Genomic DNA, 21,345 nt, shown 5'->3' on the forward strand with positions numbered 1-21,345 from the left:
TATGAAAAAAACAAAACTCATACTGGTTGGCGGGTTTCTTGGTGCTGGAAAAACAACACTCTTATGGGAGGCTGCACAAACCCTCTCCCGAAAAGGGCTGCGTGTGGGGCTAATCACCAATGATCAGGCCCCTGGACTGGTAGATACTGCCTTTCTTTCGCGAGGCACGGTGAATGTGGCAGAGGTGAATGGCAGTTGTTTCTGCTGTAATTTTCAGGGGCTCATGGACGCAATGTCACGGGTCTCAGCAGATCATCAGGCGGATATCCTGATTGCCGAACCTGTTGGCAGTTGTACTGACCTCTCCGCCACCATAATTCAGCCCCTGAAAAAGCTTTTGGGGCAGGAGATAACAGTTTGTCCCCTGTCTGTTATGGCGGACCCGGCCCGGTTAAAGGATATACTTGATGGAGGGACATCAGGACTTCACCCAAGCGCTGCCTACATCTACAGAAAACAGGTGGAAGAGGCTGACATCATTGTAATCAGCAAGGTTGACCTTATGTCGCAGGCAGAGATTGATGTGCTGAAGGATCGGTTTGAAAAATTATTTAGCGGGAAGCCAGTCCTTGCCATAAGCGCTAAAACAGGTGAAGGCATGGATAAATGGCTTGATGTTGTAACAACCACCTCTGCCGCAGGGCAGTATCTTGCTGATGTGGATTATGACATATATGCTGAAGGAGAGGCGGTTCTAGGGTGGCTTAACGCCACAATTTTGCTTGAGGGTAAACCAACAAAGTGGAGGGGTTTTGCTGAACAATTTCTAAAAACCCTGGGTGAAAAATGTGAACTCCGATCTGCACCTGTCGGACATATAAAATTGATAATAGAGGCAGAGGACTCTTTTGTGATGGGTAATATAACAGGTAAACAGAGTGCGTTAAGTATACAGGGCGCTGAAATGACAACAGCCAGGGCCAGGCTGACCATAAACGTCCGGGTTCAGATGCCGCCGGATACACTTAACGATATTATAAATGAAACCCTTGCCTCTGTGGTTTCGGATCAGTTAACCATGAATATAGGGGCGTGGCGCTGCTTGAGCCCTGGAAGGCCGAACCCCACTCACAGATACAACCATATAATAACAGCGTAAAACATATATAGGAGTTTATTAATATTAATTTATAAGGAGAATAAAATGTTAACAGTGACAGCAAAGGCAAACGAAAAGATAACAGATTTTTTAAAGGGGCAGAAGGAGCCTTCATACATAAGGTTTTTCCTGTCAGAAGGGGGTTGTTCCGGCCCATCTATTGGAATGGGGCTTGATGAGCCTGACGCAAATGATGAAATAATTAAGGACAATGGAGTTACCTATCTAATAGACAAGGCACTTCTTGAAGAGGTAAAGCCTATAAGTGTTGATTTTGTAGAAACCGAAAGGGGTTCAGGATTTTCAATATCATCGAGCTTACCAAAGGGAGAAGGGTGCAGATCCTGTTCAAGCTGTTCATGATTTATTAACCGCCGCTTGCAGGGTATAAGTAAAATCAAAATAACCCCTCAGGCGGCGGTCTTTTTCCATTATCATCCTGATTTCAGATAAAACCTGGCCCTATCAAAAATTATTTTCAAAATCCTGGAGATATGGTATTAAAGCTACTGCACAGAGGAGCAAGGCTATAATAATATGGCCTGGCATATGCACACGCTTTATTCAGTAACAAGGAGATTTTTATTAACTCAATTTTTTCAAGGAGGGTAAAAAAAGATGAAACATGTAAAATCAGCCATTTTATCAGGCGTATTGATCTCAATTCTATTTTTAGGAGTTAGCATAGCGTCCGCTCAGGGCCAGTGGGAGGTGGTAATCCCAAAGGCGATCGAAGGGATTAAGGTTCGGATGGCGGCCTTTCATGATGAAAACTTTGGTGTCTGGGGCGGGGCTGGTGATGACGGCGCGCAGCACTATACCCTTGACGGCGGCAAGACATGGACAATGGCCAAGACCGGCGGCTGTATGTTCTCCGTGGAGGTTGTGGATACCAACATTATCTGGCAATCCTGTATCAGTGGCACCAGCCTGACCACAGACGGCGGGAAAAACTGGAAGGTTATAGCCAAGGATGTAGGCGGTATGGCAAGCATACTGGCATTTGCCGATGACAAAACAGGGTGGGTCGGGTCAGGCACAAAGTTCAAGATGACCACAGACGGTGGGGCAACATGGTCGGACCTCGCGCTGCCCGATGGTGTCACAGCAGTAGCAGCAATTTCACTCCGCACACCAGCGGATGGATACCTGTTAGATAAGAGCGGTATCCTGTATATTACCAAGGATGGCGGCAAGAGCTGGACATCCTCTTCCCTGGGGCTTAAAGACCCTGTTATTCAGGGTTTTGGCAGCGGCGGATGGATCAATGAGACCCCTGAGGCTGCTATACGTTTTACAGACGCTGATAACGGCCTGGTTGTTTTAGGCCTTTCAGGCAAGGAGAGTATGATCGCCCTGCGTACTGCTGATGGCGGTAAGATCTGGAAAGAGGAGGCCGTGCCGGCAAAATTGGGCAAACCCTTTATATCAAGAGATGGTAAGTTTCTGACAGTAGCCAAGTGGCTGGAAGGGCTTACCCTGCTCAAGGCAAAATAGTTTTTTAGACCAAAAGGCTTTCACTATTGCAGAGTGAAAGCCTTTTGATTGTTTGAGTAATAAGGGTGAGGCAGATATTCAGATGTCATCCCATCCTTATTCGTATGCATTTGGGCAATATTATATCTATATTACAGATTATGATTGTACGCATTATACAATGGCTTTTCCCATGTCTCCTTTTACTGAACCGGGATAGATGCTGTATCCATATCCCCTGCATCCTGCACTGGTTCTCCCGCTTTATCCTTGCCGGTATCTTTTTGTACAGCGGCTATATCAAATGGGACAGCCCGCTCCTGTTCGAGGCAGTTATATATAAATATGAACTGTTTCCAAATTTATATGTGCCCTTTATGGCGCGCTATTTCCCCTGGGTGGAGATGGGGCTTGGTCTTGCCCTCCTGATTGGGTTCAAACGGAAGATAAGGTATCTGGCAGGGGCCGCTACCCTGCTGCTCCTGTTTTTCATAGCCATTCTCACCATTACCTATCTTCGCGGGATAGAGGCGGATTGCGGCTGCTTCAGCTTTGAGGACCCCATATCTCCTATGACCATTGCCCGTGACTCTCTTATGCTCATACCCGCCCTGTATCTGTTGGGTGCAGAGCATCTGTTTCGCAGAGATGCGAAGGGATCATATAAGGGATAATTAACTTTGTGTATGAGATATCGCCATTATTAGCTCCCCAAAATGGCAGGAACCCTATCCGATATGGACAGGGTCCCTTTTTAATTCTAATGTTTAATCTTCTCCCATTCCCTGGCATAATTCTTTTCAAAATCAGGGCATCTGTATTCAGTGTGGCATTTCAAACAGGTTTTCACATCAGGGGCTGTCTGAGAAACCACTCCAGGGTCGGTCAGATGAGCCGTCCTGTCACCATGACAGTTTTCGCACTGGATATCTCTTAATTCCTTTTGCTGTGCCTTCATTGTAAAACCGCCTGCCTCCTCGAAACGTGTTGTGTGGCATACAAGACAGTCAGGGTTAAACTGCCTCTCTTTGTTAACCAGAGTCTGGAATGCCTTTGCATGGGTCGATTTTTCCCAAATCTCATATGCCTCACCATGACACTCTTTACAGGCTACTGATCTAGGCGTGACTGCCTCTTCCTGTGCAGAGCTTCCGGCGATCGGTGTTGTATAAAGTTTGTTTACCTCCTGGTTATACTCATCAACTATCGCCTTTACATTTGCATCATCAGCGATCTTGTCATCAAGAGGAACCAGTGTATTGCTAGCGGTTTTAGTCCCGTCAGCAGCCTTTTCAAGAACAAGCATCCCCTGATGCTGCTCCTTTTCACTGGACTGAACAATATATGTATTATTTGCCTCATAGGGGGTATCAAGTTTCTGTTTATGATGGCCTCCAACAATCACATCAATGCCGTCTATCTTTCGGGCAAATATCCAGTTGCGGCCCATATGCTGATGTGTCAGGACAATAACAAAATCCACCTTATCCTTTAGTTCCGCCACCTTTGCTGTTGCTGTCTCTAATGGGTCAAGGACAGATAAAGTGGAACCGGCAATCTCCTCAAAAGGTTTTGAAACATCAGGGGTATTTCCCATAATGCCGATTATACCGACCTTTATATTGCCTATGGTTCTGATCACATATGGCTTGAATAAAAGCTCATTTTTATCATTTACAATATTGGCAGAAACAAAGGGGACATCATACTTTTTCTCAAGCTCCTTTAGATAGTCAACACCAAGGGCAAGATCAAGTTCACCCACATTAATCGCATCAATGCCAAGCTCTTTATAGACCTTTGTGAACACCTCGGCCTTAAACCGGGCTGAAGGCATGTTTGAATCCTTTATTTTTTCGTGCTCATTAAACAGATCGCCTGAATCCACAAGAACCAGATTTTTTTCTGTCTTTCTGTATTCACGGATATATGTTGCCTTTTTATACAGACCGCCAAGCATCTCATCGCCGTCACATCCGCATGGTTCAAGATAACCATCTACATTGCCGGTATAGGCGATGACAATCCTTTTATTCCCCTCTGTGCCTGTGGAACCCGAAATCGTTAGAAGAGTAAAGAATAGACAAATAACCAATGGAAAAAATACTGTTTTAATTTTCATACTGAAATACCTCGCTTAAAAATTTTCTGTTCAATTACGACACCCCTGCAAATTTAAGCCTGCAGAGGATCGTTCAGATGCCAGGCTGGGAAAAAACTTGATCGTTCAGTATTATTAAAGTCTGCTCCGGTATGGCATCATTTTTTAGTCAACAGGGGTATTTACCTCACGGGCAAATCAATAAGCGCCCCTCATGTAAAACCAAAAAAATGATGCATATGTAGATTATCCTTTTTGAGATGCCGGGAATATATCATGTGAGATCATTTTGTCAACCTGTTGCAGGATAAGGGGGAAAGCGGTAATAGGCCATAAATTTATATCGGCATTGTCGATAAGATTTGCATAATTGATAGATTATTCCTGTTTGACCGTTTGCCTCTATTCATGCGACAAATCTGTTAAAAATATAAATCAAGGAGCATAAAAACATGACCGAAGATTACAGGGCAATGTGGAAAGATCTGGGGCTTAACCTTGAGGCGCATGACGCCCTGCTTAATGTGCTTGGCAAGGCATACAAGGATATTTACATGAATCAGGAAGAGCGGCCTCTTGCCATGGATTATTTTGATTTTGTTGTAAGCAATGTGCACAGCTTAAGGATAAAGGAGCTGCTTGATGAAAAAAAGGAAGGTCGAAAGATCATCGGTTCATATTGTGTGTTTGTACCTGAAGAGATAGCGCTCGCTGCAAATGCTACGCTTGTAGGGCTTTGCTCGGGCGCTGATTTTGCCATGGAGGAGGTAGAAAAATACCTGCCAAGAAATACATGTGCGCTTATAAAATCCTCATTCGGTTTTAAGCTTGGAAAGGTATGCCCCTATATTGAAAGCACAGATATGATAGTGGGTGAAAACACATGTGACGGCAAAAAAAAGGCATATGAGACCCTGAGGGGTCTTGTGAATAACCTCTATGTAATGGATCTCCCGCAGGTAAAATCAGGTCAGGGGAAGGCGCTGTTAAAGGAGGAGTATCTCCGTTTCAAAGAAAGTGTGGAGAGTCTTACCGGAAAGAAGATAACAGCGGAATCTCTTAAAGAGGCGATAAAGACAGTAAATGCAAAACGTGCGGCTATCCACAGGCTCTCATCATTAAGAAAACATGACCCTGCGCCCATCTCAGGGCTGGATGCTCTTCTTATTAACCAGGTCTTCTTTTATGATAACCCAAAAAGGTTTACAGCCTCTGTTAACAGGGTCTGTGATGAGCTTGAAAAGAGGGTACAGGAAAAGAAAGGGGTGTTTCCTGTAAAGGCACCAAGGATTATAATATCTGGGTGCCCACAGGCCGTACCCAACTGGAAACTGCCATACCTTATTGAGTCATCAGGGGCTGTAATTGTAGGCGAGGAATCATGTGTTGGCGAAAGGGGCACAAGGAACCTCACGGATGATTCAGGCGAGACAATAGATAAGATGATGGATGCTATCGTTGACAGATACTACAAGGTAGACTGTGCTATATTTACACCCAACCAGGAGCGCTGTGATCATGTACAGGAGATGTTCAAAAAATATAATGCAGATGGTGTAATCCATTACGGGCTCCAGTTTTGCCAGCCATATATTATGGAATCTATCCCTGTGGAAAAGACCCTTGAAAAGGAGGGTATCCCTACATTCAGGATAGAGACAGACTACAGCATGGAGGATGCAGGCCAGTTAAAGACCAGGATAGAGGCGTTTATAGAGCAGTTAAGATAGCTTTCAGCTTTCAGCATTCAGCTGTCAGCTAAAGAAAAAACAAGTTCACCACCCGCTTTGCTAGAGGCACAGAGGACACAGAGGTTTATTTATTTTTCACTTGTCGGAATGTTACGATAGATTAAAAAGGTTTTCTCTGTGCTCTCTGCGTCTCTAGTGAGTGTAACGAAAGGGTGGTGAAAATAGGAATATAATGAAATTTGCAGGCATAGACATAGGTTCACGCACAATAGAGCTGGTTGTTGTTGATGAATCAGAAAAGATCATACAAAATTTTCAGACGGATACAGGATTCAACCCTGCTCAAACCGCAAAAGCCCTTTTAGCGCAGGCGCAGTATGACCGTATCATGGCAACAGGGTATGGCCGTAACCTCTTTGAAATAGCTTTTGATGCACCAACAGTAACAGAGATAAAGGCACATGCTAGAGGAGCAAGGGCCTTTTTCCCTGAGATACGAGCAGTGCTTGATATAGGCGGTCAGGACAGTAAAGCCATGTCACTATTCGAAAACGGCAGGGTAAAAAAGTTTGAGATGAATGACCGGTGCGCTGCCGGCACCGGTAAATTTCTTGAGATCATGGCAAAGACACTCGGGTATGGTATCGATGAATTCGGTAAAGAGGCCCTCCTTTCCGAAAATGATATCAGTATATCAAGCATGTGCACGGTATTTGCCGAATCAGAGGTGACCTCACTTATTGCAAAGGGGCAAAACCGGCGGGATATAGCAAAAGGACTTCATGTAAGTGTGGTTAACAGGGTCGCTGGCATGTTAAACCGCGTCTCGCCGGATGGTGATATCGCATTTACAGGAGGTGTGGCAAAAAACCGGTGTATTGTTGATATGTTAACTAAAAAACTTGGAAAAACCGTTCTTGTCCCCCCTGACCCTCAACTGATCGGCGCATTAGGCGCAGCCCTTCTTTTAATCGCAAAAGACTGAAAATCGAAAGAAGTTATTTTTACCGCGAAAAACACGAAGTACACGAAAAGTTATTAACCTTTTACTTTTAATTTATTCTTTCGTGTTTTTAGTGTGTTTCGTGGTTAACTGTTTTATATGATACTTGTTTTGGTTTCAAGCAACTCCCCTTCACCCTTTTTCTCCAATGATATTGAAACAGCAAAAAAAGGCATTATTTTATGGCAAATATTTCGGCTTTAAAAGGTCAGAGGTTTTTAGAAGGGGATTAAAATGTTCGGGAGATATTTAAAAGATATAAAGATGGTAAACAAAGGGTCTCCACCAATCAAATTGCATGGGGCATGGGGTATCTTTTTTACCCTTTTCATTTTTCTCTTTATTGTTTCCGGCTGTTTAACAATTCCCATAAAAAAGGTTGACCCAATCAGTATAGAGCTGTTTCCTGCCTATGAAATGGCAGATGGCTCATCTGTTTCTCCTCAATCTGTTGCTGAGACCATACCTGATGTTGATATACTTGCAATCGATAATAATATAAAAAGGCTTATTGATGAAAAGGTAACAGGCATAGGGGATCCGGAAAGGCGTCTTGTTAAACTTACAGAGCTTCTCGCAAAGGTAGTGAAGTATGACACTTTAAGTGACCTGTACGGTGTAAAGACAGCACAGCAGACCTTTGATACAGGCACTGGAAACTGTCTCTCATTCAGTAACCTGTTTGTTGCAGCATCAAGATATGCAGGTCTTTCATCAAGGTTCTCGGCGGTGCCTACATTACCCAACTGGTCAAGGGATGGAGAAGTACTCTTTTTTACAAGACACATTGGGGCTGCAGTTGATATCAGATATGTATATTCCCAGGTAGTCCACCTCAGAATGATTGATGATAAAGAAAAATTGATCACAGTGGAGGACTCTGTAAGGTATTTCTTTTCTCCTTCAGAGCTTACCCCTTATAATTACCGGGTAAGCGCATATTATAATGAGACAATTCCTGACAGCCGTGCCTTTGCGCAGTACTATAATAATATCGGGAGTAAACTCCTTGCAGAGGGTAATCCAAAGGAGGCTTACAGGTATTTTATCAAGGCGATCAAGGTTGATCCAGACCTTAGCTATGCGTGGTCTAACCTTGGGGTGGTGTACAAAAGAAACAACCAGCTTGAGGCGGCAGAGGCAGCATATCTCCAGGGGCTTTCAGTAACCCGTGGCTCAAAGGATACCAGCATCTTATCCATAATCAATAATCTTGCGCACCTATATGATGCAAAGGGTGACATGGAGAATGCCGCATTTTATAAAGAGCAAGTGGCATCCTTCAGGAATAAAAATCCCTATTACCAGTATGCAGCCGGAAAGAGCGCCTATCAGGATGCTTTTTATGAAAAATCGGTTGGGTATTTCAGAGAGGCTATCCGGTTAAAAAAGGATGAGCATCTGTTCCATTATGGACTGGCCCTTGCCTATCATAAGACCGGGGAGATGAAAAAGGCAGAGGCAAGTATCAATAAGGCAATACACTATGCCATGAGTGTAGATAAAAAGAATTTTTATGAAAAGGCACTTGCATCATTAAAAAACAGTGGCACATTTTAATTAGTTTCCATCCAGAATTTGTCTATTTCTGAACGGACACTAATTAACACCTGCATTATCATGCCCGCATCTGCCTGAAATGTGTCCTTTACCATCAATAGATACATTTAATTAAAACAGAAAAATATCAGAGTCTTGACAACAGGTGAGAGCGACAATATTATGTGCAGCCAATATCATCTTGTCAGAGTGGTATTATTGTCTCAGGGTCATTTTATAATGGTCCTGTCCCCCCGTAATAACATGATTAACTTGGCAGGTTAAAAGGAATAAACCATATGAAAACATATCTAAAAAAGATCGGCTTTATTGTCCTGGCACTAGCATCACTTTCTACTGCCAATGCTAAGGCAGAAGATGGTTACAGGCTGTGGCTGAGATATGACAGGACCGCAGAACATGAACTTGTCGTGCAATATAAAGAAAATATTACTGAACTGGTTATCGAACATACAGACCCGGTAATAACAGCAGCCAGGGAGGAGTTGCAGGAGGGGTTAAATGGCATGCTTGGAGAAAAAATCAGTGTAAGCGAGAGTGTTTCAAAGGGTGGGGCGATTATCATCGGCACCCCCGAAGGCTCTTCCATTATCAGGCAGATGGTCAGCCGGACAGATATAAGGCTCATGGGTAATGAGGGCTATATTATCAGGTCCATTGTACATGATAACCGTCCTGTAACCATAATAGCCGCGAATAGACCAGTAGGGGTTTTATACGGGGCATTCCACTTTTTACGGCTTATACAGACCAGGAAGCCAATCAATAGTATATCAATCACCGAATCACCCCGAATTCAGAAGAGGCTCCTTAATCACTGGGATAACCTTAACGGGAGTGTGGAACGGGGTTACGCAGGCAATTCCATCTGGAAATGGGATGAGCTGCCTGAAAAGGTGGATAAAAGGTACAGGGATTATGCCCGCGCAAATGCATCGGTTGGTATTAATGGCACAGCCCTGAATAATGTAAACAGTCAGGCTGAGATATTGACCGGTAAATACATTAAAAAGGCCGCTAAAATTGCTGATGTGCTGCGCCCTTACGGGATCCATGTATATTTCAGCGTTAAATTTACAGCGCCTGTTGAGATTGGGGGGCTATCCACTTCTGATCCACTTGACCCTGGTGTGCAGAAATGGTGGATGGGTAAGGCAAAAGAGATATACAAAAGTATCCCTGATTTTGGCGGCTTTCTGGTCAAGGCCTATTCTGAAGGGCAGCCCGGCCCGCAGAAATATGGCCGCACCCATGCGGATGGGGCAAACATGCTTGCTAAAGCGCTTGCACCCTATGGGGGTATAGTCATGTGGCGCTCATTTGTCTATGACCTTTCCATAGATTCTGATCGCACCAAGTGCGCCTACCTTGAGTTTGTGCCGCTTGATGGCAAGTTTAATGATAATGTACTGGTTCAGACCAAGAACGGCCCGGTGGACTTCCAGCCAAGGGAGCCCTTTAATCCCCTGTTCGGGGCCATGCCCAAGACACCCCTGATGATGGAGCTCCAGATAACACAGGAATACACAGGCCAGGCAAAACACCTTGTTTATCTTGCGCCACAGTGGAAGGAGGTGCTCGATTCAGACACCTTTGCAAAGGGGAAAGGTACAACGGTTGCGAAAATAATTGATGGTTCTGCTGAGGGGCATACACTTTCAGGCATAGCGGGTGTCTCAGGCATTGGCACAGATAGAAACTGGTCAGGCCACATATTTTCACAGGCAAACTGGTATGCATATGGCAGGCTTGCATGGAACCCATCCCTCACATCTGCTGACATTGCTGATGAGTGGATCAGGATGACATGGTCAAATGAACCGGATATTGTTGGTACAATCGAAAAGATCATGGCCGGTTCATGGGAGGCATGCGTTGATTACATGACCCCCCTGGGGCTTCATCACCTTATGGCTGAAGGGCATCATTACGGGCCCGGGCCTGATCATGTGAACCCTGTCAGGGATGACTGGAGTTCCACCTATTACCACAAAGCGGATCAGTTCGGCATAGGGTTTGACAGGAGTTCAACAGGCACTAAAGGGACAGGGCAGTATGCTGAGCCCCTTAAAACCCTGTGGGATTCACCTCAAACATGCCCTGAGAAATACCTTCTATGGTTTCATCACCTGCCCTGGACATTCCCCATGTCATCTGGAAGGACACTCTGGGAAGAGATAGAGTTCCACTATAACAGGGGAGTTATTGAGGTAATTACCATGCAGCAGGATTGGGCATTGCTCAAAGAGAAGATTGACCAGGAGCGCTTTGATCATGTAGCTGAAAGGCTCACAATGCAACTGGAAAATGCAAAGGAATGGCGCGATGTGTGTGTTAAATACTTTGGCGGGTTTGCACAAAAATAATTATAGGAGAGTTATATATGAATCTGCATGCAATTGACGTAGCTATAATCCTGTTATATGTTGTAATTGTAATTATTATCGGCCTGATGATACGTAAAAAGGCTAGCGAGGGGATAACCAGCTATTTTCTTGGCGGAAAAAATCTTCCCTGGTACCTGCTTGGTGTATCAAACGCCTCTTCCATGTTTGATATCACCGGCACCATGTGGCTTGTAACCATCCTCTTTGTCTACGGCTTCAAGGGCACACTTTTGCCGTGGCTATGGCCCACCTTCAACCAGATATTTCTTATGATATATCTTTCGCGCTGGATAAGGCGATCTAATGTTCTCACAGGGGCCGAATGGATAGGGACGCGGTTCGGTTCAGGCAGGGGTGCAGAATTGAGCCGGTTGAGCGTTGCCATATTTGCAATAATATCTGTAACAGGATTTCTTATCTATTCATTTCAGGGGGTGGGCAGGTTCGCCTCTGTGGTGCTACCCTGGGAATTTTCCCATAACACATATGCTATTATGCTTATGACGGTAACAACCGTTTACGTTATCCTGGGGGGGATGTACAGTGTTGTGATAACAGACCTTATCCAGTTTCTTTTACTTGCATCGGTCTCAGTTATACTTGCTGCTATAGCGATGCAGCAGATAAGCCCCGAGATGCTTAATGCCGCTATCCCTGAGGGCTGGAGGTCTCTTGCCTTCGGCTGGAAACTTAATATAGACTGGAGCAGCCATATACCTGCAGTAAATGATAAGATCGCATCCGACGGTTATGGGCTATTCACCTTTGTCATGATGATGATTATATTCAAGGGCATACTGAACAGCATGGCAGGTACTGCCCCCAATTACGATATGCAGCGGGTGCTGGCCACAAAGTCACCAAAAGAGGCGGCCCTTATGAGCGGGCTTGTTTCTGTTGCCCTGTTCCCGCGCTGGCTCATGATTGCAGGGCTTACACTTATAGGTCTCTGCTTTTACAGCGGGGGGCTCAGGGAGATGGGGGCAGATATCGATTTTGAAAAGATCATGCCCTATGTGATCAATAATTATATCCCGGTGGGTGTAACAGGGCTCGCTATTGCAGGGCTCATTGCAGCTTTCATGTCTACATTTGACTCCACGGTAAACGCAGGGGCAGCTTACATAGTAAATGATATCTATAAAAGGTATTTTAAACCTGATGCTGACAACAGGCATATCATACGCATGAGCTATATCGCATCGATTGCAATAGTGCTTGTGGGCATTACATTTGGCACCCTTGCAACATCCATTCACTCTATCATGCAGTGGATTGTATCCGGCCTGGGAGGCGGATTTGCTGTGCCCAATATACTGAAATGGCACTGGTGGAGACTCAACGGTTACGGCTATTTCTGGGGCATGCTCTTTGGCATTGCATCAGCCCTTTTGTGCCCTGTGATCTTTCCTGGAATGGACCCCCTGTATGCTTTCCCATATATCATGGGGATAGCCGCCATTGCCTCTGTTATTGGCAGTCTTTTAACTGAACAGGATGAAGAAGAGGTGCTGATAAAATTCTATACAACTGTAAGGCCATGGGGTTTCTGGGGGCAGATAAGGGAAAAGGCAATGAAGATAGATCCATCCTTTGCCTCGGAAATAAGCGCAGGAAGAGACCTGGTTAATGTCCTTGTGGGGATAATCTGGCAGATGACCTTTGTCTTTGTCCCCATACTTCTTGTGATGAAGTCATTTAAATGGATGATCATCGCAATTATCGTAATGATAATTACCTCTCTCTTTTTAAAGAAAAACTGGTATGAGAGGCTAAATGATGATTAATAAAAGGATAATGATATATCTCTTTTCTCTTATTTTTCTCTTTTTTAGCGTGAACAGTGCTGAGGCCGGTTTTAAAAATTTTGTAAGGGCTGATGTAGATAAACTCATGGATGGTGACATGGAATACAGGTTTATCTCCTTTAATATCCCGAACCTCCACATGATAGAAGACCACATGGTTTTTAGTGAGATGAACCCCTGGCGGCTCCCTGATACATATGAGCTTAACGATGCCATTGAGACAGTGGCCCAGATGGGTGGTCAGGCAGTGAGGATATATGCCATCACTGTCAGACGCCCTGATGATCCCTCTGGCACTCCTAAGCATGTTCTTGGGCCTAACGAGTTTAATGAAGAGGCATTTAAGGCCCTGGATAACATGATGGCCATTGCTGCAAAGCACGGGATCAGGGTTATTATCCCGCTCATGGATAACTGGCCATGGATGGGTGGGAGAGAAGAGTATGCCGGTTTCAGGGGAAAGGGTAAGGATGCGTTCTGGACTGACCCTGAACTCAGAGAGGATTTTAAAAAGACCATAAGTTTTATAGTCAATCGCACCAACACTGTAACAGGTATTAAATACCGTGATGACATGGCCATCCTTGCATGGGAGACAGGTAATGAACTCACCAGCACACCCGAATGGGTTGCTGATATTGCTGCCTATATAAGGAGCCTTGATAATAATCACCTTATAATAGATGGCTTTCACTCAAACATGATCAGGGAATCATCCCTTACTGACCCTAATATAAGCCTTGTCACAACGCATCACTATGAGCAGGATCCCGGGTTAATGGCCAGGAACATACGTAAAAACATGGATATGGCCAGGGGCAGGAAGCCCTATTTTGTGGGTGAGTTTGGTTTTATCAGCACAGTGGGTCTTGAGGCGGCAATCAATGCAATAATGGATTCCGGATCATCCGGTGGGCTTTCATGGAGCCTGCGTTTTCACAGCCGTGACGGTGGCTTTTACTGGCATTCTGAGATGCTTGGCCTTGGCCTTTATAAGGCATTTCACTGGCCCGGTTTTGATTCAGGCAAAGACTATGATGAAACGAATGTCATGAAGATGATGCGTAAAAAGGCATTTGAAATCAGGGGAGAAAAGCTGCCGCCCATTCTTCCTCCAAAGGCGCCGGTAGTTATGGCCATTACCTCTCCCGCTTCCATCAACTGGCAGGGAAGCACAGGTGCATCAGGTTATGACATACAGAGAAGAGAGCTCGATAAAGGAGTATGGACAACTATTGAAACCGGTATATCGGATGCAGAGGAGGCATACCGCCCCCTTTATACAGATAAAGAAACCATGACTGGTAAGAGTTATGAATACCGCGTCAGGGCAAGAAATTCTGCGGGCGAGTCAAAATGGTCAGAGGCTGCGGGGCCTGTTAATGGCATTGGTGAAATAATCTCTGACCCAATGATGCGAACAGCAGATATATTTACAAGCGGGGGGAAGCTTGAATTCACAGTAAAAAATTCGAGGCAGGCAAAGGAGGATATATACAGGCTTTCAGGGGAAAAGGATGCCTTTATAGTATATTATCTCAATGACCCCTTTGATCAGTTCCAGATCGACTGTTTTTTCCCTGAAGTAGTAAGCTCTCCAAAGATAGAAATCAGTAAAGATGGTATTAATTATTCTGAAATTGTAGTCACCTCTCAAAACTATTATGTTGAAGACAAGGCATACGGCTATTACAAGCCGGTAAGGTACATATATAAGCAGCATGGGCTTGATGCAAAATATCTAAAGGTCACATGGAAGGGCATTATGCAAATTGCCCATACGAATGTAGGCCCGTAATGGAAAATATTACAGATATAAAAACCGAATTTATTAATGAAGTCGGGCAGAGTATACTCCCCTTCTGGCTCAGGTTCAGCGTTGATAATAAAAATGGCGGATTTTATGGCAGGGTGGATAACCTTGGCAATGCCATCCCTGATGCGCCCAAATCACTTATCCTTAACACCAGGATACTCTGGACATTTTCAGAGGCCTATTCCGCATTTGGTAGCATGGAATATCTTAAGATGGCCGACCATGCCTATGATTACCTGCATGAATTTTTCTATGACAGGGAGCATGGCGGCGTATATTGGCTTTTAGACAGTCAGGGTGTTCCCCTTGATGACAAAAAAAAGGCATATGGCCATGCCTTTCTTGTTTATGCCCTGGCCTCGTATTACAGGGTAACAGGTAAAAGGTCTGTGCTGGACAGTGCAGTTGGGGTTTTTAATCTCATTGAAAGGCATTTTCTTGATAAGGAGAATGGCGGGTATTTTGAAGCGGCCTTAAGGGACTGGTCTGTCGCAGAGGATATGCGGCTAAGCGCTATTGACATGAATGAAAAGAAATCCATGAATGCACATCTGCACATACTTGAGGCATATACAAATCTCCTGCGTGTGTGGAGGAACCCAACGCTTAAGGAGCAATTGAAAAATCTCCTTAAGATCTTTCAGGATCATATCATAGACCAGAAGACCTCTCACTTTAATCTATTTTTTGATGAGGCATGGCAGATAAAAAGCAGGCTGGTCTCGCCAGGGCATGATATAGAGGGGAGCTGGCTACTCTTTGAGTCTGCGGAACTTCTTAATGACCCTGATCTTAAGGCGGAGTTTAAAAATATATCTGCCCTTCTGGCAACCGCAGTGCTTGATCGATGCCTGGATCATGATGGAAGCCTTGTCTATGAAATACACCCTGACGGTGTAAAAAATATGGAAAAACACTGGTGGGTGCAGGCAGAGGCAATGGTGGGATTTCTTAATGCATATGAGCTTACAGGGGAGAGGAAATTTTATGATGCCATGCTGAGGGTATGGGGCTATATTAAGAATAACCTTATTGATAAAGAAAATGCTGAATGGTTTTATAAACTGCTTCATGATGGAACGGTAGATGACAAGGAGCCAAAGATCTCGGAATGGAAAGGACCATATCATAACAGCAGGGCATGTCTTGAGATCGCTGGAAGGTTAAACCGGATGAGTAAAGGTTAAAAAATAAAATTTATCTGTCATTCCCGGGCAGGAACATTGTTGTCAGGCTAAGGCGAAAAGCAAAAGCCTAAAACAATATCTCACACAGAGGCGCAAAGAACACTAAGAGAATGAAATGCTTTTTAAAATAATATTTTTTTTGTTTCATAACTTTGTGAGCTTTGTGACTTTGTGTGAGAAATGATTTTTCGTCTTGAATTATGGATAGATGTTTTTCTCGGGGATCTTAATATTATATCCCTTACCAGTAATGTGTTTTCGGTACGATATTTTTGTTAATTTGACGCCAATGCGGGCAGGCAGGAAGGGCAAACCTGTGAAGGATAAGAAATGAAATCATATTTTGATGAGAGATTGAGTCAGATTAAGGGGTACCATGAAAAAATCATTGATCATAAAAATGAACCCCTGTTCAGCATGCACGGTATCTACAAACGATATAAATACCCTGTAATAACAGCAGAGCACATCCCCCTTGAGTGGCGTTTTGATCTTGATAAGGAGAGAAACCCAAGGCTCCTTGAACGCGCGGGGATCAACTCCGTCTTTAACCCCGGCGCAATATTTTTTAATGGTAAATACTGTCTGGTGGTACGTGTGGAGGGGTGGGACAGAAAATCATTCTTCGCTGTAGCTGAAAGCCCTGATGGCATCAATAACTTTCAATTCTGGCCTGAACCAGTTCTAATGCCTGAAACAGATGACCCCGATGTTAATGTGTATGACATGAGGCTTACATTTCATGAGGACGGGTGGATATACGGGGTATTCTGTACAGAGCGTAAAGACCCTGATGCCCCGACATATGATCTGTCATCAGCGATTGCAAAGGCAGGCATTGCACGAACAAAAGACCTAATAAACTGGGAAAGGCTGAGTGATCTTAAAACCGTCTCAGCCCAGCAGCGAAATGTAGTGCTCCATCCTGAATTTATAGATGGCAAATATGCATTTTACACAAGGCCACAGGATGGTTTTATTGAAACAGGTTCAGGGAGCGGGATCGGCTGGGGGCTCTCTACATCCATAGAAAATGCCAGAATTGGTGAAGAGGTTATTATTGATGAACGCATCTATCATACAATCAAGGAGACCAAAAACGGCCAGGGGCCAGCGCCCATAAAGACAGATAAGGGGTGGTTACACCTGGCACATGGTGTGCGCGGGACTGCTGCGGGTCTTCGTTATGTGCTCTACCTGTTTATGACAGAACTTAAGAGACCGTGGGTACGCACATATAACCCTGGTGGTTATCTTATTGCCCCGCAGGATGAAGAACGAATCGGTGATGTAAACAATGTAGTGTTTTGTAACGGCTGGATCAAAGACCCTGATGGAAGGGTGCTGATATATTATGCATCATCAGATACCCATGTCCATGTGGCAGAGACAGATGTGGATACACTCATTGATTATGCAATAAATACACCCCCTGATGCCCTGACGAGCGCCGGGAGCGTAAAGGAACGGTTAAAGATAATAAAGGGTAATTTTAGGTAACGGTGCCGGGCTCACGCATTTATATGGAGTAGTGGAAAAGTGAACATAGGCGAAAAGGTAAATCAAAAAATGGTATTGCTATTTTATTAAATAAAAAACGAGACGGGATATGGACTTTGCCTGATGCATGTGAAATAATACCGCCCTGTAAAACCTTATTCCTGTTGCGATACCTGTAAATTTCGCGACCCCTGCCTGAAACAGGTTGATTTAGAGGAAGGACTGTGTGGAAAATATGAGTCAAAACAGATCCAGATTTCAAAATGAAAAACGCAGGCAACCCAGGTTAAAGGTACAGATATGGGCTGTCGAACTTAATGAAAATTCAAGATATTATCACATTCTGTCGAATCTGAGTGTAGGCGGTTTTTTCATAGAAAAAGAGCTACCCTTTTCAGTGGGATCAATAATTAACTTTGAGATGGAGCTTGATGGAGAAATCATCTCCTTTAAAGGGAAAGTAATAGACAACTATGTAAGTGCCGACTCCAATCGCCCTGGGGCCGGGGTTCAGTTTGTTGACCTGGATGAAAAAGAAAAGGCTAAACTAAATGCCTACCTGAACAAACTGGAGAAGTAATATTATTGGGCAGGATGATTTTATTATTAAGACTTTATTAGTGTAAGGTTTTTTATATGCCTGATCTGGATGATCAACAATTTGGGAAATATAAGCTGCTGAACAGGGTTGCTGAGGGCGGCATGGCAGAATTGTACATGGCAAAGCTCTCTGGTTACGAAGGTTTTGAGAAGCTTGTTGCCATTAAAAAAATCCTGCCTCATCTTGCCGAAGAGACAAATCTGATTAAGGCCTTCATCGATGAAGCCAAGCTTGCCGCGTTTCTGCAGCACCCTAATATCGTACAGATATATGATTTTGGAAGTGTGCATGATACATATTATATCGCAATGGAATATCTGTATGGTAAGGACCTGAAAATTGTCATAAAGCAGTATAAAGAAAAAGGAATGATGCTGAGCCTTGAAAATGCGCTCTACATCGCTACTCAGGTCTGCGCCGGCATTGATTATGCCCATAAACTTAAGGATTTCCAGGGCAAACCCCTTAATATTATTCACAGGGATATTGGTCCTCATAATGTTTTTATCACATATGACGGTCAGGTAAAGATCATAGATTTTGGTATCGCAAAGGCGGCCACCCAGGTCAATAAAACCCAGCACGGCTCTATTAAGGGGAAAATCACATATATGTCACCGGAGCAGGCAAAGGGCGAAAAGATCGATCACCGCTCAGATATATATGCCATGGGCATACTGCTTTATGAAATGGTTACCCATGAAAGAATGTTCGATGGAGAGATTAACTATAATCTCTTCAAAAAGGTTCTTGAATCTGAATACATTCCTGCTCAGCATTTAAACAGGGAGCTTCCAGAGGATCTTTGCAGGATTATTGACAAAGCTTTGGAGAAAAATCCTGATATGAGGTATCAGTCTGCAGAAGAGATGCTGACAGATATTGAAAGGTGTATGCTCAGGCTTTCTATAATTCCTTCTTACAGAGATCTTACGCGGTTTATGAATAAACTTTTTGATGAAGGGACTGCTGATGAGGCCGAAGAAACAGAAAATAGCGAACAAAGCAGCCCAACACTGAAGATATCAGATATGCCCGATCTTCAGTCTGAAAAAACTTTGCTTCTTTCTGATGCAGATTTACCTTACAGAAAAAAGCAAATATCAAAGTTTACATGTTATGCCCTGTCACTGATTGCATTAATATTTATATTGGTGGTTATAATAAAAAGGCCTGAACCCTTGATGAACTATTTTCATTTTAATGCCTCCAGTGAATCGGCTTCCGGACCTGCCAGCAACAGTCCCAATGCTTCTGACCAGGAAAAAGTCCTTTCGATGGGTGATTCATCCGGTTCCGGTGATTTAACGCAGGCTTATAATACAAATGCCGATTCTCTCGGGTTAAAGGAGGGGATTGCACTTCTTACCGCAGAAAAATTCACCGAAGCTGCCGCTCTCTTTGAGGAGATCCTGGCTACTGAGCCTCATGGTGGAGAAAGGATATCTGAATTATACTCTCATGCATTAGTCGGGCAGGCCTCCGGTATTTCAGCCAACATGCCTGAGAGGGCAAAGGCATTGCTGCTGAAAGCTGTAAAAATGAATCCTGGCATCTCCCAGGGCCATTTTCTATTGGGACGTATATATACACAGCAGAAGGATTATACCAGCGCAATTGCGTCATATCAGACGGCTGTTGATCTTGATCCTCAGATGTCTAACGCCTTTTTTAATATGGGTTACATATACGCAATTAAAAATGACTATATCAAGGCACATGAGATGTTCGCCCGGGTTGTTGCCCTCTCTCCCCCATTTCTGGATGAAGCGCTATATAATCTTGCGATTGTTCAAAGAAAAATGGGAAATATTCAGGATTGTATAAAGAATCTGGAAAAGGCAATAGCTGCTAATCCTGAAAACAATAACGCAAAAAAATTGCTTGAAACATTGAAAAAATAAAAAAGGGGATATCAACTATGATGAGAAAATCAGCTTTGCTCCTTTTATTATCAGGGGTTATTTTATTGTTTTGCAGCGGATGTAACCTGACAGGCGCGAAAAAAACAGAAGTTGTATATAAACCGGCAGACACTGTAAAAAGCCCGCCATATGTCCACACAGTAAAATATCCCGGAGAAACCTTGCGTATTATCTCAAAATGGTACACGGAAGATGAGAATAACTGGGAGGCTATTGCAAAGGCCAACCCCTATATGGATTATGAAAAGATGCCGGATGGGGCCAGGGTATTTATTCCTGAAAACCTCCTTAAGACAACAGCTCCATTATCTGAAGGGTTTATTTCCGACTCTATTCAAAAAAGCATACCCGTAGAGGAGATCAAACCCGTGGTAAAGGAAGAGGAAAAGAGGCCCCCGGTTTTAAAACCCAAGTCGCCGACTAAAAAGGCTGAAGATTTTGACCTGATTGGACCAAAATAAATTTAGAGGATATGCAGATGAAAAAAAAGATACAGATTTTTATCTCCTTCTTTACTATGTCAATGGTATGTGTTCACCTTCTCTTTGCTGCATCGGAAGCAGATATGAAACAATTAAAATTGAGTGATTTTAAAGAGACCCTTCGGAAAAGCGGCATCTTCCGAAATGCGGATTTAAGAAAATTGGATTTAACAGAAATAGATTTAGCTAAAACCTCTCTTCATAATTCATCATTGAACGAAACCATCCTGAAAAAAGTGAGACTTGTAGACGCCCTTCTGATCTCTACAGATTTGAGTAACAGTAATCTGCAAGAGGCAGAAATGACAGGATTAAAATCAGATAACTCAAATTTCACAAAGGCGGATTTAAGAAATTCGAATATGACCTGCGCTGCCATTATTTCTAGCATAATGACCGGGGCTGATCTTTCAGAGGCAATTCTTCGTTATGGATTAATCCTAAACAGCGATCTTAGCAATACAGTCATGAACAATACGGACCTTAGCTTCTCTTTAATAAAAGCTGATTTGAGCAATGCGGATCTTAACAGGGCGGATATGCACGGGGCATATTTCTCCAATGTTAAGCTTGTGAATGCCAACATGAGCAATGTCAATCTGAGCACTGCCAGGATGGAAGCCATAAACATGAAGGGCTCGGCTAAAGGTAGAACTATCCTTGTAAAGGCAAATCTGAGTTACGGCCATATAGAATCATCAAAGATGGA

The 21,345-nt window shown here is 43.8% G+C and carries 17 protein-coding genes; 16 read left to right on the forward strand and 1 reads right to left on the reverse strand.

Annotated elements, in window-relative coordinates; all coding sequences use genetic code 11:
• Position 1: 1 nt before the first annotated feature.
• From GX654_08945 to GX654_08960, 4 genes are all read left to right on the forward strand, one after another.
• On the forward strand, positions 2 to 1,099 hold the full coding sequence (locus GX654_08945; protein ID NLD36983.1) for a cobalamin synthesis protein P47K: 1,098 nt from the start codon (positions 2 to 4) through the stop codon (positions 1,097 to 1,099).
• A 45-nt stretch (positions 1,100 to 1,144) separates the two neighbouring features.
• On the forward strand, positions 1,145 to 1,462 hold the full coding sequence (locus GX654_08950; GenBank protein ID NLD36984.1) for a heme biosynthesis protein HemY: 318 nt from the start codon (positions 1,145 to 1,147) through the stop codon (positions 1,460 to 1,462).
• A 255-nt stretch (positions 1,463 to 1,717) separates the two neighbouring features.
• Positions 1,718 to 2,596: a hypothetical protein gene (locus GX654_08955; GenBank protein NLD36985.1), complete on the forward strand. Its 879-nt coding sequence runs from the start codon at positions 1,718 to 1,720 to the stop codon at positions 2,594 to 2,596.
• A gap of 140 nt (positions 2,597 to 2,736) precedes the next feature.
• Entirely contained in the window at positions 2,737 to 3,249 is a 513-nt protein-coding gene (locus GX654_08960; GenBank protein NLD36986.1) for a DoxX family membrane protein, read from the forward strand.
• 86 nt (positions 3,250 to 3,335) lie between these two features.
• Here GX654_08960 and GX654_08965 read toward each other — a convergent pair whose 3' ends face one another.
• Entirely contained in the window at positions 3,336 to 4,697 is a 1,362-nt protein-coding gene (locus GX654_08965; GenBank protein ID NLD36987.1) for a hypothetical protein, read from the reverse strand.
• A 431-nt stretch (positions 4,698 to 5,128) separates the two neighbouring features.
• On the opposite strand from GX654_08965, the gene GX654_08970 reads away from it, so the two are divergent.
• The 12 genes from GX654_08970 to GX654_09025 all read left to right on the forward strand — a co-directional run.
• Entirely contained in the window at positions 5,129 to 6,406 is a 1,278-nt protein-coding gene (locus GX654_08970) for a 2-hydroxyacyl-CoA dehydratase (GenBank protein ID NLD36988.1), read from the forward strand.
• A 193-nt stretch (positions 6,407 to 6,599) separates the two neighbouring features.
• Positions 6,600 to 7,352 (forward strand): 3-hydroxyacyl-ACP dehydratase, encoded by a 753-nt coding sequence (locus tag GX654_08975; GenBank protein NLD36989.1) that lies wholly within the window; start codon positions 6,600 to 6,602, stop codon positions 7,350 to 7,352.
• Positions 7,353 to 7,604: 252 nt separating this feature from the next.
• Positions 7,605 to 8,930 (forward strand): tetratricopeptide repeat protein, encoded by a 1,326-nt coding sequence (locus GX654_08980; protein NLD36990.1) that lies wholly within the window; start codon positions 7,605 to 7,607, stop codon positions 8,928 to 8,930.
• 278 nt (positions 8,931 to 9,208) lie between these two features.
• Positions 9,209 to 11,296, forward strand: coding sequence for an alpha-glucuronidase (locus tag GX654_08985; GenBank protein ID NLD36991.1), 2,088 nt, complete (start codon positions 9,209 to 9,211; stop codon positions 11,294 to 11,296).
• A 17-nt stretch (positions 11,297 to 11,313) separates the two neighbouring features.
• A complete protein-coding gene (locus GX654_08990) occupies positions 11,314 to 13,104 on the forward strand; it encodes a Na+:solute symporter (GenBank protein ID NLD36992.1) in 1,791 nt (596 codons plus the stop codon).
• Positions 13,094 to 14,923: a cellulase family glycosylhydrolase gene (locus tag GX654_08995; protein ID NLD36993.1), complete on the forward strand. Its 1,830-nt coding sequence runs from the start codon at positions 13,094 to 13,096 to the stop codon at positions 14,921 to 14,923. The genes GX654_08990 and GX654_08995 overlap by 11 nt, the downstream gene beginning before the upstream one ends.
• Complete coding sequence (locus tag GX654_09000; GenBank protein NLD36994.1) at positions 14,923 to 16,128, forward strand: N-acyl-D-glucosamine 2-epimerase; 1,206 nt, start codon at positions 14,923 to 14,925, stop codon at positions 16,126 to 16,128. Before GX654_08995 ends, GX654_09000 begins: the two co-directional genes overlap by 1 nt.
• Before the next feature lie 330 nt (positions 16,129 to 16,458).
• On the forward strand, positions 16,459 to 17,628 hold the full coding sequence (locus tag GX654_09005; GenBank protein ID NLD36995.1) for a glycosidase: 1,170 nt from the start codon (positions 16,459 to 16,461) through the stop codon (positions 17,626 to 17,628).
• 226 nt (positions 17,629 to 17,854) lie between these two features.
• Positions 17,855 to 18,208: a PilZ domain-containing protein gene (locus tag GX654_09010; protein NLD36996.1), complete on the forward strand. Its 354-nt coding sequence runs from the start codon at positions 17,855 to 17,857 to the stop codon at positions 18,206 to 18,208.
• A 56-nt stretch (positions 18,209 to 18,264) separates the two neighbouring features.
• A complete protein-coding gene (locus tag GX654_09015) occupies positions 18,265 to 20,133 on the forward strand; it encodes a protein kinase (protein ID NLD36997.1) in 1,869 nt (622 codons plus the stop codon).
• A 17-nt stretch (positions 20,134 to 20,150) separates the two neighbouring features.
• Positions 20,151 to 20,615, forward strand: a complete 465-nt coding sequence (locus GX654_09020) for a hypothetical protein (GenBank protein ID NLD36998.1) — start codon at positions 20,151 to 20,153, stop codon at positions 20,613 to 20,615.
• Between the two features lie 17 nt (positions 20,616 to 20,632).
• Positions 20,633 to 21,345 (forward strand): pentapeptide repeat-containing protein (locus tag GX654_09025; GenBank protein ID NLD36999.1); only part of this gene is annotated, 713 nt, incomplete at its 3' end.

It is taken from the genome of Desulfatiglans sp., assembly GCA_012513605.1.
GTDB lineage: Bacteria > Desulfobacterota > DSM-4660 > Desulfatiglandales > HGW-15 > JAAZBV01.